The 12,324-nt window shown below is 33.6% G+C and carries 13 protein-coding genes; all 13 read left to right on the forward strand.

Features of this window, described 5'->3' with window-relative positions; translation table 11 throughout:
- Nucleotides 1-5 precede the first annotated feature (5 nt).
- The 13 genes from lpxD to dut are packed head-to-tail and all read left to right on the forward strand — an operon-like array spanning nucleotide 6 to nucleotide 12,324.
- Entirely contained in the window at nucleotides 6-995 is a 990-nt protein-coding gene (gene lpxD, locus ACP5QL_RS06265) for a UDP-3-O-(3-hydroxymyristoyl)glucosamine N-acyltransferase (protein ID WP_428126145.1), read from the forward strand.
- On the forward strand, nucleotides 962-1,819 hold the full coding sequence (lpxC, locus tag ACP5QL_RS06270) for a UDP-3-O-acyl-N-acetylglucosamine deacetylase (protein WP_012583185.1): 858 nt from the start codon (nucleotides 962-964) through the stop codon (nucleotides 1,817-1,819). Before lpxD ends, lpxC begins: the two co-directional genes overlap by 34 nt.
- Nucleotides 1,816-2,250: a 3-hydroxyacyl-ACP dehydratase FabZ gene (fabZ, locus tag ACP5QL_RS06275; RefSeq protein WP_012583186.1), complete on the forward strand. Its 435-nt coding sequence runs from the start codon at nucleotides 1,816-1,818 to the stop codon at nucleotides 2,248-2,250. Before lpxC ends, fabZ begins: the two co-directional genes overlap by 4 nt.
- Nucleotides 2,251-2,252: 2 nt before the next feature.
- The gene (gene lpxA, locus ACP5QL_RS06280; RefSeq protein ID WP_273334333.1) at nucleotides 2,253-3,026 is read left to right on the forward strand and encodes an acyl-ACP--UDP-N-acetylglucosamine O-acyltransferase; all 774 of its coding nucleotides are present in this window, start codon (nucleotides 2,253-2,255) and stop codon (nucleotides 3,024-3,026) included.
- The gene (gene lpxB / locus ACP5QL_RS06285; protein ID WP_428126159.1) at nucleotides 3,023-4,114 is read left to right on the forward strand and encodes a lipid-A-disaccharide synthase; all 1,092 of its coding nucleotides are present in this window, start codon (nucleotides 3,023-3,025) and stop codon (nucleotides 4,112-4,114) included. Before lpxA ends, lpxB begins: the two co-directional genes overlap by 4 nt.
- Nucleotides 4,111-5,211 (forward strand): hypothetical protein, encoded by a 1,101-nt coding sequence (locus tag ACP5QL_RS06290; protein ID WP_012583189.1) that lies wholly within the window; start codon nucleotides 4,111-4,113, stop codon nucleotides 5,209-5,211. Before lpxB ends, ACP5QL_RS06290 begins: the two co-directional genes overlap by 4 nt.
- Nucleotides 5,186-6,913: an ABC transporter ATP-binding protein gene (locus ACP5QL_RS06295; RefSeq protein WP_012583190.1), complete on the forward strand. Its 1,728-nt coding sequence runs from the start codon at nucleotides 5,186-5,188 to the stop codon at nucleotides 6,911-6,913. The genes ACP5QL_RS06290 and ACP5QL_RS06295 overlap by 26 nt, the downstream gene beginning before the upstream one ends.
- A gap of 4 nt (nucleotides 6,914-6,917) precedes the next feature.
- Nucleotides 6,918-7,865, forward strand: a complete 948-nt coding sequence (locus tag ACP5QL_RS06300) for a Gfo/Idh/MocA family oxidoreductase (protein WP_428126164.1) — start codon at nucleotides 6,918-6,920, stop codon at nucleotides 7,863-7,865.
- The gene (locus tag ACP5QL_RS06305) at nucleotides 7,849-8,472 is read left to right on the forward strand and encodes a tetratricopeptide repeat protein (RefSeq protein WP_273334329.1); all 624 of its coding nucleotides are present in this window, start codon (nucleotides 7,849-7,851) and stop codon (nucleotides 8,470-8,472) included. Before ACP5QL_RS06300 ends, ACP5QL_RS06305 begins: the two co-directional genes overlap by 17 nt.
- Before the next feature lie 40 nt (nucleotides 8,473-8,512).
- The gene (gene lptB, locus ACP5QL_RS06310) at nucleotides 8,513-9,232 is read left to right on the forward strand and encodes an LPS export ABC transporter ATP-binding protein (RefSeq protein ID WP_012583193.1); all 720 of its coding nucleotides are present in this window, start codon (nucleotides 8,513-8,515) and stop codon (nucleotides 9,230-9,232) included.
- Entirely contained in the window at nucleotides 9,232-10,422 is a 1,191-nt protein-coding gene (locus ACP5QL_RS06315; protein WP_428126169.1) for a DUF3084 domain-containing protein, read from the forward strand. The genes lptB and ACP5QL_RS06315 overlap by 1 nt, the downstream gene beginning before the upstream one ends.
- Before the next feature lie 14 nt (nucleotides 10,423-10,436).
- The gene (gene proS / locus ACP5QL_RS06320) at nucleotides 10,437-11,879 is read left to right on the forward strand and encodes a proline--tRNA ligase (protein WP_428126172.1); all 1,443 of its coding nucleotides are present in this window, start codon (nucleotides 10,437-10,439) and stop codon (nucleotides 11,877-11,879) included.
- Nucleotide 11,880: 1 nt separating this feature from the next.
- The gene (gene dut / locus ACP5QL_RS06325) at nucleotides 11,881-12,324 is read left to right on the forward strand and encodes a dUTP diphosphatase (protein ID WP_012583196.1); all 444 of its coding nucleotides are present in this window, start codon (nucleotides 11,881-11,883) and stop codon (nucleotides 12,322-12,324) included.

Raw genomic sequence — 12,324 nt, forward strand, 5'->3', positions numbered from 1 at the left:
AGGATATGCTTTTAAGTGAAATTGCTAAGATTATTGAGGGAGAGTTGATTGGCGAGGATATGGATATAGAGAAGGTAGCAGAATGGGAGATTGCTACTGAAAAAGATCTTATCTTTGTTTTTAACAGTAAGGATATAGATAAGATTGAAAGCAAAACAAAGGCAAGGTCTCTTGTGATTCCCTTGGATGGAAAATCTAATAAGACTCATATAAAGGTGGAGAATCCAAGACTTGCTATGGCAAAGCTTTTGAAATTTTTTGACTTTAGAATTTATCCATCAGGGGTTCATGACACTGCCATTTTAGGAAAAAATGTAGAATTGGGCGAGGACATAGGTATAGGTGCTTATGTGGTTGTAGGAAACAATGTAAAGATAGGTAAAGGTACAAAGATTTTTCCAGGAGTTGTGATAGGAAATAACATAGAGATTGGAGAAAACTGTATAATATATCCTCGGGTCACTATTTATGATCATGTGATAGTTGGAAATAATGTGATAATCCATTCGGGATGCAGTATTGGGGTAGATGGGTTTGGTTATGTCTGGAATGGAAAGGAGCATTTCAAAATTACTCACATAGGAAAGGTAGTTATTGAAGATAATGTAGAGATAGGTGGAAATACCGTTATTGAAAGAGCTACCTTGGGAGAAACTAAGATAGGAAAGGGCACGAAGATAGGATCTTTAATAATGATAGGTCATAATGTAAAAATTGGTGAAAATTGTGTAATAGTAAGTCAGAGTGGAATTGCAGGAAGTAGTGAACTTGGTAATAATGTGGTAATGGCTGGACAAAGTGGGGTTTCTGACCATGTAAGGGTGGGCAATAATGTGGTAATCTTGGCAAAGAGTGGAGTTACAAAGGATATTCCAGATAATATGGTGGTTTCAGGATTTCCTGCAAGACCTCATAGGGAAGAGATGAAAATTCAAGCCATTTTGAAGAAACTTCCAGATTTATGGGAAGAGATAAAGAAGCTGAAAAAAACTTAAGAAGACAGGCAACAATAGATAAACCTTTTACCGTTGAGGGAAAGGGACTCCATACGGGAGGTATTTCCAAGGTAACCTTTGTGCCTGCTCCTTCTGATACAGGAATAGTTTTTATAAAGGAAGGAGTGAGGATTCCTGCTCTTTATAACTATGTCTCGGATACAAAAAGAAGAGTGATTTTAAAAAATAAGGATAAATCAGTATCTACTGTGGAACACTTACTTTCTGCTATTTATGCTTTAGGAATTTCAAATCTTTTTATTTATATAGAAGGAGAAGAAATTCCAATTTTAGATGGAAGTGCTCTTAAGTGGTGCGAGCTTTTAGAAAGTGCTGGAATTAAAATACAGGATACGAGAAGAAGGACCTTCTATTTAAAGGAAAATCTTGTAGTAAGAAGTAATAATTCTCTTTTACTTCTTTTTCCATCAAATAGATTTGAGGTTTTATGTGTCATATCTTTTCCTAAATCGTTTATTAAATGGCAAAGATTTTATTTAGAGTCTTTAGATAAATATTTTACTGAGATTGCGCCTGCGAGGACCTTTGGATTTTATTACGAGGTAAAAGATTTAATTGAAAAAGGATTAATATCAGGTGCAGATTTAGAGAGTGCTCTATTAATTGGTGAAGAATGGTATGTAAATTCGCCAAGATTTTGGGACGAACCTGTAAGGCATAAGATTTTAGATATTATTGGAGATTTTTCTCTATTGGGAATAGATTTGAAAATGAAAATTATCTCCATAGGTTCAGGTCATTCTTTACATGTAAAGGCTCTTGAGATTTTGACTGATAAAATAGAGGGAGGGAAGGGACTTTGAGAGAAATTGACATATTAAGTATTTTACCCCATAGATTTCCATTTTTATTTGTAGATAAAGTTATAGAATACAAAGAGGGAGAAAGTCTAAAGGCTGTAAAGAATGTCTCTTATAATGATTACTTTTTTATAGGACATTTTCCTCAAAGACCTGTTATGCCAGGGGTTTTGATGGTAGAGGCTTTAGCACAGGCAAGTGGGCTTTTACTTTATCTTACTTACGGTGAGGGCAAAGATCCGAATAGTTTTATGGCCTATCTTGCTGGCATTAATAATTTTAAATTTAGGAGAAATGTATTTCCCGGAGATGTTTTAATCCTTGAAGTTAAGATTAAGCAGACCTTAAGAAACATTTACAAATTAGATACAAAAGCTTTTGTAGATGATAAATTAGTGGCTGAAGGGGAAATTACTATAGCCTTGGGAGGCTAAGTATGAACTCCATAATTAGTGAAAAGGCGGAAATAGGTGAAAAAGTTGAAATAGGTCCCTTTTGTGTTATAGAGGATGGAGTTAAAATAGGGAATAACACAAAGATTGAGAGTTTTGTTCACATAAAAAAGGGAACTATAATAGGGGAGAATTGTCATATACATTCTGGATGCATTTTGGGAGATATTCCTCAAGATTTAGGTTTTAAAAATGAAGAAAGTTTCCTGATTATTGGTAATAATGTGGTTATAAGGGAAAATTGTGTGTTCCATCGTGCTACAGGAGAAGGTAATGCTACTGTGATCGGCGATGGTTGTTATTTAATGGCATATGTTCATGTGGCTCATAATGTTAGGATAGGGAACAATGTAATAATAGCTAATGGTACGCAAATTGCAGGATATGTAGAGGTAGAAGATAAAGCTTTTATAAGTGGACTTGTTGGAATTCATCAGTTTGTGAGGATTGGAAGGTATGCTATGATAGGGGCCTCTACAAAGCTTGTTAGGGATGTGCCTCCTTACTCCCTCTGTGATGGGAATCCTGCAAGAGTATATGGTATAAATGTTGTGGGATTAAAAAGAAATAATTTTTCTCCTGAAAAAATAAGAATAATAAGATCGCTATTTCATTTAATATACGATAAAAGTATTCCTTTTGAGGAAAGGCTGAAGTTATTGAGAGATAAAGAAGAGGAAGAAGCAAAGATCTTATATGAATTTATTACAAACTCAAAGCGTGGTATAACTGACGCTTCTTGGAGGAGTGAAGAATGAAAATATTTTTATCTGTCCTTGAAGTTTCAGCAGATGTTCATGGATCAAAATTGATTAATGCGCTAAAGAATAAAAAAAAGGATATATATTTTTATGGGCTTGGCGGAGAGAGAATGAAAGAAGAAGGAATGGAGGTAATGTATGATGTAACCCAATATAGTACTGTGGGGTTTATTGAACCCATTCCTTATATACCAAAGCTTTTGTTGGTGCAGGAGAAGGTTAAAAAGATAATAAAAGAAACAAAGCCTGATTTAATAATTTTCATTGATGCTCAAGGTTTTAATTTACCTCTTGCTAAATATGCTAAAAAATTAGGTATTCAAACAATTTATTATTTTGCCCCCCAATATTGGCTTTGGGGAAACCAAGAAAAAGCAAGAGAAGTTTTAGACACTGTTTCCTATGTTGTTGCTACTTTTCCTCAGGAGTATAATCTGTATAAGAAGTTTGGAGATAATGTAGTCTATTTTGGTCATCCTCTTGTCGATTATTTACTACCATATGAAAATCTTGAAAAGGAAAATGATCTCATTGGACTCTTTCCGGGAAGCAGAATTCAAGAAATTAAAAATTTGGTTCCTTTGTTTTTAGAAATCTCTGATAGATTAAAAGAGGAAGGCTATAGGTTTGTGATGCCCATTGCTTCAGAAAAGTTTTCTGAGATGATCTTTAGATATATAAGAGGGAAAAATCATATAGAATTGGTCTCAGGCAGAGAAAGTCAAAAATATTTAAAACTTTCCTCCTTAAGTCTTGTAGCTTCTGGAACTGTAACCTTAGAGGCGGCTATTTTAAAGACTCCCGTTATGGTCTTTTATAAAATATCCTCTATAACCTATAACATTGCTAAAAGACTTGTACATTATTCCTTTATAGCATTACCTAACATAATCCTTAACCAAATGATTTACCCCGAGTTTGTTCAAAAAATTGATATAAAGGAGGTAATGGATAGTATAAATAGAATTTTAAAAGATGAAGATTATAAAAGAAACTTAGAGAATAAGCTTAGAGAATTGGAATTCAAATTAGGAGAGCCCGGAGTTTTGGAAAGGATTTCAAAATTTATTTTAGAAATAATATGAGCAAGATTTATTTTTTAGTAAACGGTCCAGGAGAGATCTCAGGATGGTTGTATCCCCTGATTAGATGGATTAAGGAATTTAAACCATCATGGGCTGAAAGCTTCTCTTTTAATTCTATTATTGTTCCTTGCCAATTTGCGTCAGGTGAGGAGGAAAAAGTACTAAGATCTTGGAATTTTTTTAAAGAAATTATTCCTTCCAATAAATATTGGGATTTGTTTAAAGATAGGGTAAAGGATGAAAATTCAGTCCTTTTCCACATAGGGGGAGACCTATATTTTAATTTTATCCTTTCTAAAAGATGGAATAGCATTCCTATAGCCTACGTGGAAAAATATTTTTGGATAGAAAAATTTTACAAAAAAGTTTATACCTTGAGAGATATAAAGCTCAAAAACTCTATATTTGTGGGAGACTTAAGATTTGATTTCTTGCCTAAGGATGCCTTTGCTGATAATAATAAAATTGCTTTATTTCCAGGAAGCAGAAGCTATGTTTTAAGGTTTTTTATTCCTTTTTATTTAGCTTTGGTTAAAGAATTGGTAAAAGATTTTCCAGATCTCAATTTTACTTTTTTTATCTCCCCTTTTGTTGATGAAAGGATAGTAAAGGATACTTTGAAAAAATTGCAAACCCTTATTAAAGAACTTCCCATAAATTTTGAAACTCTTGACGATATGAATAAATTGAAAGGATTTTTAATGGCAATAACTTTACCTGGAACCAATACCCTTCAGCTTGCTTACATGAAGATACCTATGATGATAATTCTTCCTTTGCATAAGCCTGATTTTATACCCTTGGAGGGATTAGCAAATTTTTTAAAGGGAAATCTAAGGGAAAAATTAATTGAGTTTTATTTGCGGAAAAATCCTTATCTTGCCTTGCCCAACCAAATATACCCTGGGATTGTTCCTGAGATTGTAGGAAAATTTCAGTTTAGGGAGGTCCTTAATTATATAAAGGAGATCTTATATAATAGAGAGAAATTAAAGAAAATCAATAAGATAATGGAGGAAAAATTTAATAAAGACTATTTGACTTCTGAACTTATATGGAAAGATTTATATTATGAGATACTTAGCAAGATTACTTAAATTACTAAAACCATATGCTGGCTATTTTATAATAGGTCTTCTTTGTATTCTAATTGGCAATGGAGCTCAACTTTATGCTCCTAAATTTTTAGGAGAGTTATTAGATCAACTTTCCAAGGTAAAAGATCTTTCTACCCTTAATAGACTCTCATTAATAATCATATTTCTTCTTTTCTTAAGAAGCCTTTTTTTGTATGGACAGATCTATGTTTTTTCCTTTATAGGGCATAGAATTGTTGCAGACTTGAGGGAAAAGCTTTTTTCTAAAATTCAATATTTATCCTTAGATTACTTAAATCGATGGAATAGTGGAGATTTGATTGCTAGAACTCTACAAGATACTCAGTTGATTCAAACCTCTTTTCTTTCGGGAATTGCTGATCTTTTTTATGCTATTGTGCTTCTTTTTGGCATTTTAATAATTGTAATTTCTACCGATTGGCAGCTTGCTCTTGCTACTTTTCTAGTTATACCTCTTTTTGTTTTTTCCATATCAGGAATAGGAAAAGAGATTCAAAAATGGTCTCTTTCAGTTCAGCGAAAGATTGCAGATCTTACTAGGATAATACAAGAGAGCATTAAAGGGGCAAGAGTGGTTAGGGTATTTTCTCAAGAAGAAACGGAGATAAAAAAGTTTAGAGAAGAAAATGAAAAGAACTTTTTTAGAAATTTAAAAATAGCAAGACTTACTGCAATCCAAATTCCCCTTTCTAGTTTTCTAACTGCTTTAGCTTTAGTTTTTATTTTATGGCTTGGAACAAGAAAAATAGCAAAAGGAGAAATGACTCTTGGGTCTTTTGTTGCCTTTTTGACCTATGTGGGAATGGCTATTGATCCCACTCAAACAATTCTAAGGGTTTTAGCAGGTTTAAGACAAGCTTACGCTGCTCTTGAGAGAATTTTTGAGATACTGGAAATGGGAAGAGAAGTTGTGGAGATAAAAAATCCCATAATTCTTCCTCCTATAAAGGGTTTTGTAGAGTTTGATAATGTCTCCTTCACTTATGATGGAGTTAATTGGGTATTAAAAAATATAAATCTAAAAGTAAAGGCTGGAGAGAAAATAGCTATTGTGGGAAGTAGCGGTGCAGGTAAAACTTCTTTAGTGAATTTAATACCACGTTTTATTGATCCCACAGAGGGAGTAGTGAGAATTGATGGATATGATATTAAAAGGGTTAGTCTTAGATCTTTAAGGTCACAAATTGGTTTTGTACCTCAGGAAACAATTATCTTTCATGGTACTGTGAAGGATAATATAAGTTATGGTAATCCTTATGTTTCTTTTGAGGAAATTGTGGAGGCAGCAAAAATGGCAAGAGCTCATGATTTTATAATGAAATTACCTCAAGGATACGATACTGTAATTGGAGAAGGAGGAGTTAATCTTTCTGGTGGGCAGGCTCAGAGAATAGCTATAGCAAGAACTATTCTTTTAAAGCCAAAACTTATTATTCTTGATGAAGCCACATCTGCTCTTGATTCAGAATCGGAGGCTTTTGTTCAGGAGGCTCTCGATGAACTTATGAAAGGTAAAACTGCTTTTATTGTTGCCCATAGACTTTCCACTATAAAGAGAGCTGATAGAATTGTGGTGCTGGAAAATGGGGAGATAGTGGAAGAAGGCACTCATAATGAGCTGTTGAAATTGGGCGGGGTTTATTTAAGAATAATAAAATGGCAGATAGAGGAGAGTAAGTAAGAAGATGAGTAAAGTAAAAGTGGGAGTTGTAGGAGTAGGTTATTTAGGACAACATCATGTGAGAATATTTAATGAAATTCCTGACGTAGAACTTGTAGGCATTTGTGATATAAATCTTAAAAGGGCAAAAGAAATAGCATCCATTTATAATGTACCTTTTGTAACTGATGATTATAGGGATTTACTTAATAGAGTTGAAGCTGTAAGTATTGTTACTCCAACTACCTCCCATTTTCAAATAGCAAAAGATTTTCTTGAGAAGGGAATTCATACTTTTATTGAAAAACCTGTAACTCATAGTTTAAGGGAAGCAGAAATACTTTTAGATATTGCCAGTGGGAAGGATTTAGTATTACAAGTAGGACATATTGAGAGGTTTAATCCAGCAATACAGGAGTTAAAAAAATATGTGAAAGATCCTTTCTATATTGAGGCAAGAAGAATGGGACCCTTTGAGGGTAGATCAACAGATGTAGGTGTTGTAATGGATCTCATGATACATGATCTAGATATTCTTTTCTATGTTCTTGGAAAAAACAGAAGGATTCTTGAAATTAGTGGAATAGGTTATTCTATTTATACCCCCTATGAGGACTTTGCTACGGTGAATATTCTTTTTGAGGGAGAAATTTTAGTGAACCTTATAGCAAGTAAGGTTTCACCTAAAAAGTTAAGAAAACTTGATATTCATGAAAAAAATGGTGATCAAATAATTGTGGATTATATTGAGCAGAGCATATCTGTAGTTCATGGAGGAGCAAGACATATTGAGTCAGCTTTGGAGTCGCCAGTTTTAGAAAGAGAAGAGCCTCTGAGATTAGAGCTTACGCATTTTGTTAAGTGTATTATAGAAGGGAAGGATCCTGAAGTGACTCTTGAGGATGGAAAATTAGCATTGGCTCTTGCTACAGAAATATTAAAGGAGTTGAAAATTATTGATCTTAAAGCATAAATTGATTATTTTTATATTATTTTTTTTAATTCTAATTAATTTGGCATATTTACAAGATCTTAACTCATTAGTGGAGTATTATGAATTAAAACACAGGGAAAATCCAAAGGACCCTGATAATATTTTTAATTTACTTGTACTATATGGTGCTTTGGGAAATTTAGGTAAATTTTATGATTACTACAATCTTTTGAATAAAATTGACCCTAATTATTTAAAAGAAAAAGCAAAGGAAAATGTTAAAGAGAACACAAATAATGTTTTTGACTTATATAAAACTGCTTTTTCTTATTATTTTTTGGGTGAAATAGAAAAGTCAATTTATTATTTCCATAAGCTAAACTCTTTAAAGCCTAATGATGATTGGGTGATAAGCTATCTTGCATATTTATATTACTTAAAAGAGGATTATTCAAAGGTAGAAAGCTTAATTAACAGAGGTTTTGAAATAAATGAAGATAACGAAGCTCTTCATGCCTTAAGGTGCGCTTTGTATTTGAAAAAAGGTAATTATTTCTTAGCCTTAAAGGAGTACTTTATTACTATGAATATTGTTCAGAGAAAGGGATACAAAAATATATGGGAGATATTAAGAGGCCTAAGATAAAAATTGACATGAGATTAAAAATTTTTTAACATAAAAACATATGGCTTTAGAAACCGTAGGGATTTATAAATATTATGGTAGAAGGTGTGTAGTCAAAGATGTATCCCTCACTGTGAATCCTGGGTACGTAGTGGGTCTTTTAGGTCCTAATGGGGCTGGAAAAACTACTACCTTTTATACTATCATGGGAGAGGTTTATGCCGATGGTGGAAAAGTGCTTCTTGATGGAGAAGATATAACCAGTTTATCTATGCCCCAGAGAGCAAGAAAAGGAATAGGATATCTTGCTCAAGATCCTACCATTTTTAGAAAGCTAACGGTAGAAGAAAATATCAAATTAGTATTAGAACTCACAAATTTAACTCCTAAGGAACAAAGAGAAAGACTTGAGGAATTAATTGATGAGTTTCAACTTCAAAAGGTTAGAAAGAACTTGGGATATACCTTATCAGGAGGAGAAAGGAGAAGGGTAGAAATAGCAAGGGTTTTGGCTCTTTCACCTAAATATATTCTTCTTGATGAACCTTTTGCGGGGGTAGATCCTATAACGGTTCAAAATCTCCAGGAGACTATTGCTTATTTAAAAGAGAAAGGGCTTGGTATTCTTATAACGGATCACAATGTACGTGATACTTTAGCTATAACCGATTATGCATATATTATTTTTTCAGGAGAGGTTTTAATTTCTGGAACTCCTGAGGAGATAATAAATAGTGATATTGCAAAAAGATTTTTTCTTGGAGAGAGGTTCAATCTCTGATGTCTGGAGTAATGCTAATAATCATATTGCTTGTTGCCAGTGGCCTGATAGCATATGCAGGGGATTATGTAGGAAGAAAAGCTGGCAAGAAGAAATTAACTATTTTTAATCTTCGTCCTAAGTATACATCACGGATTATAAGTGTTTTAACGGGGATTCTTATCATGGTTTTTGCCCTTATTGTTTTATCTGTTTTTTCTGAAAATGTTAGAATAGCTCTTTTTGGTATGGAAAAATTAAAAAAAGAGATTTCCACTCTCCAACTTAATATAAAAAGTAAGGAAAAAGAGTTTTCAGAGATTATAAAAAAATATGAAGCGGTAAAAGAAGAAAGAGGGAGAGCAATAAAAGAATTGGAGTCATACAAAATAAAACTTAACGAGTTAGAGGAGGATAGAGCTAAGATCCTTGAGGAACTTAATAAATTATCTAAGGAAAGAGAGATTCTTTGTAAAGAGAATGAAAAACTTCAAAGGTCCATATATGAAATTTCTCAAAAGATTTCCTCTCTAAGCAAAGAGAGGGAAAAATTATTGGAAGAAAAAAAAGAACTCCTTGATGAGATTCAGTTTTTAAATACTACGATAACTAATATGAGAACTGAAGGTATAGTTTTTAGAAGAGGAGAATTGATACTTAATTATATTTCTAAGGGAGATTTGACCGAAGAGAAGGCAAAAGAGGAAGCAAAAGTTCTTCTCTCGCTTATAGAGAACATAGCTAAGGAAAGGGGAGCTGGAAACGAGGAGAAGGGATTTATATGGGTTCCTGAAGCGGAGTGGATAAAATTGCTAAATGCTTTTACGACTTCTGGCGAGAAATTAATAAGAGTTTTTTCTCTTGCAAATATCTTTGAGGGTGAACCTGCTCTTATAACTTTTGAGATATATCCTTATAAACTTATCTTCAAAAAGGGTGATGTGTTAGTTTTGAAGGTAATTGATGGTAGTGAAGATCTTAATAAAATTGAATCAAAGCTTTTGGAAATCCTTTCTGAGGTGAATAAAATAGCGCAGCAGAAAGGAGTGTTGCCAGATCCTCTTACTAACACGGTGGGAGAAATATCTTTTGAAGAATTTTACAATATAGTTTATAAAATAAAAGAGAAGGATAAAAAATTTCTTCTAAAAGTCATAGTTGACGAAGATACATATAATAGTGGTCCTTTAAAGATAAGATTTGAGTTATAGGAGGTAGGAAAACCATGGAAAAAAAGTTTGTAGAAGAGTTGACTTCTCAAAAAGAAGATTTTTCCAAGTGGTATACAGAAGTAGTTTTAAAGGCAGATCTTGTGGATTATTCTCCTGTTAAAGGATGTATGGTAATAAAACCTTATGGATATGCTATTTGGGAGAACATACAAAGAATTCTTGACGAGAAAATAAAGGAAACAGGACACGTAAATGCCTATTTTCCTCTATTTATACCCAAAAGTTTCTTGGAGAAGGAAGCAGAGCATGTAGAGGGGTTTTCTCCTCAAGTTGCTTGGGTGACTAAGGGGGGAGATGAGGATTTATTTGAGCCTCTTGCTGTAAGACCTACCTCAGAAGCGATTATCTGTAGTATGTATTCAAAATGGATTCAGTCTTGGAGAGATCTTCCTATTTTAATAAATCAATGGGCAAATGTGGTTAGATGGGAAAAAGAGACAAGACCATTTTTGAGAACTACTGAGTTTTTATGGCAAGAAGGACATACTGCTCACAGAACTTTTGAAGAAGCAGAAGAGGAAGCCCTGAGGATGTTAAATGTCTATAAAGAGTTTGTAGAGAACGATCTTGCTATTCCTGTTATAGCTGGAAAAAAGACAGAGAATGAAAAGTTTGCAGGAGCTCTTCATACTTATTCTATTGAAGTACTTCTCGCAGATGGAAGGGCTCTGCAAGCTGGAACTTCTCATAATTTAGGGCAACATTTCGCAAAGGCTTTTGATATAATGTTTCAAGATGTAGATGGGGAGAGAAAATATGTATGGCAAACCAGTTGGGGCGTTTCTACAAGATTGATTGGAGCTCTGATAATGACTCATGGTGATGATTATGGGCTTATATTGCCTCCAAGGGTTGCTCCTTATCAAATAGTTATTATACCCATATGGAAAAATGAAACTGATAAGGTAAAGGTCTATAATTATATAGATGAGATCTATGAAGTATTGAAAAAATATTTCAGAGTTAAAGTGGATAGAGATGAAGAACATACTCCAGGATGGAAATTTAATGAATGGGAATTAAAGGGAGTTCCTGTAAGATTAGAGATAGGCCCTAAGGAGGTAGAGAAACAAGAAATATATGTGGCAAGGAGAGATTTGAGAACCAAGATATCAATTAGGAGAGAGAACATGATTCAAGATCTTGAAAATCTTCTTAAAGATATTCAGAAAACTCTCTTTGAAAGGGCATTGAAATTCAGAGAAGAAAACACATATGAAATTAATAATTTTGAAGAGTTTAAAAAAATTATGGATACAAAGAGGGGTTTTGTGAAGGCAAGTTGGTGTGGAGATGGAGAATGTGAGCTGAAAATAAAGGAATTGACAGGGGCTACTATACGGAATATTCCCCTTGACTGGAAAGAGGAAGAGGGAAAATGTATTTTATGTGGAAGAGAGACTAAGATAAAAGCTTTATTTGCAAAAGCCTACTAATATGATTAGGGTTTTAATTGAAAGAATAGATAAAGATTTACCTCTTCCCAACTATGCTACCCATGGTTCGGCAGCATTAGATCTTTATTCTCGTATTGATTTTGAACTTCCTCCTTTTGGAGAAATTGGAGGAGGACTTGTAATTCCTACAGGTATAAGAATTGCTTTACCCGAAGGATATTTAGCTCTTGTTCTGCCAAGAAGTGGGCTTGCTGCAAGAGAGGGAATATCGGTTCTTAATACTCCGGGGCTTATTGATAGCGACTATAGGGGAGAGATCTTTGTGAATTTAATTAATTTTTCTAATAAGCCTTTTTTGGGGAAAAGAGGTATGCGAATTGCTCAACTTTTGGTCCTTCAGTATTCTCGTATAATTTGGGAAGAAGTAGAACAGCTTCCCCAAACGGAGAGAGGCGAAGGGGGGCTGGGAAGTACAGGATTATAA

This window comes from Dictyoglomus sp. (assembly GCF_049968615.1).
Taxonomy (GTDB): Bacteria; Dictyoglomota; Dictyoglomia; order Dictyoglomales; family Dictyoglomaceae; genus Dictyoglomus; species Dictyoglomus turgidum.

Excerpts from the sequence above, each read along its gene's own strand:
- lpxD (WP_428126145.1), top strand. The coding sequence starts at position 6 with ATGCTTTTAAGTGAAATTGCTAAGATTATTGAGGGAGAGTTGATTGGC.
- lpxC (WP_012583185.1), top strand. The coding sequence starts at position 962 with ATGGGAAGAGATAAAGAAGCTGAAAAAAACTTAAGAAGACAGGCAACA.
- lpxA (WP_273334333.1), top strand. The coding sequence starts at position 2,253 with ATGAACTCCATAATTAGTGAAAAGGCGGAAATAGGTGAAAAAGTTGAA.
- lpxB (WP_428126159.1), top strand. The coding sequence starts at position 3,023 with ATGAAAATATTTTTATCTGTCCTTGAAGTTTCAGCAGATGTTCATGGA.
- ACP5QL_RS06290 (WP_012583189.1), top strand. The coding sequence starts at position 4,111 with ATGAGCAAGATTTATTTTTTAGTAAACGGTCCAGGAGAGATCTCAGGA.
- ACP5QL_RS06295 (WP_012583190.1), top strand. The coding sequence starts at position 5,186 with ATGAGATACTTAGCAAGATTACTTAAATTACTAAAACCATATGCTGGC.
- ACP5QL_RS06300 (WP_428126164.1), top strand. The coding sequence starts at position 6,918 with ATGAGTAAAGTAAAAGTGGGAGTTGTAGGAGTAGGTTATTTAGGACAA.
- lptB (WP_012583193.1), top strand. The coding sequence starts at position 8,513 with ATGGCTTTAGAAACCGTAGGGATTTATAAATATTATGGTAGAAGGTGT.
- ACP5QL_RS06315 (WP_428126169.1), top strand. The coding sequence starts at position 9,232 with ATGTCTGGAGTAATGCTAATAATCATATTGCTTGTTGCCAGTGGCCTG.
- proS (WP_428126172.1), top strand. The coding sequence starts at position 10,437 with ATGGAAAAAAAGTTTGTAGAAGAGTTGACTTCTCAAAAAGAAGATTTT.
- dut (WP_012583196.1), top strand. The coding sequence starts at position 11,881 with ATGATTAGGGTTTTAATTGAAAGAATAGATAAAGATTTACCTCTTCCC.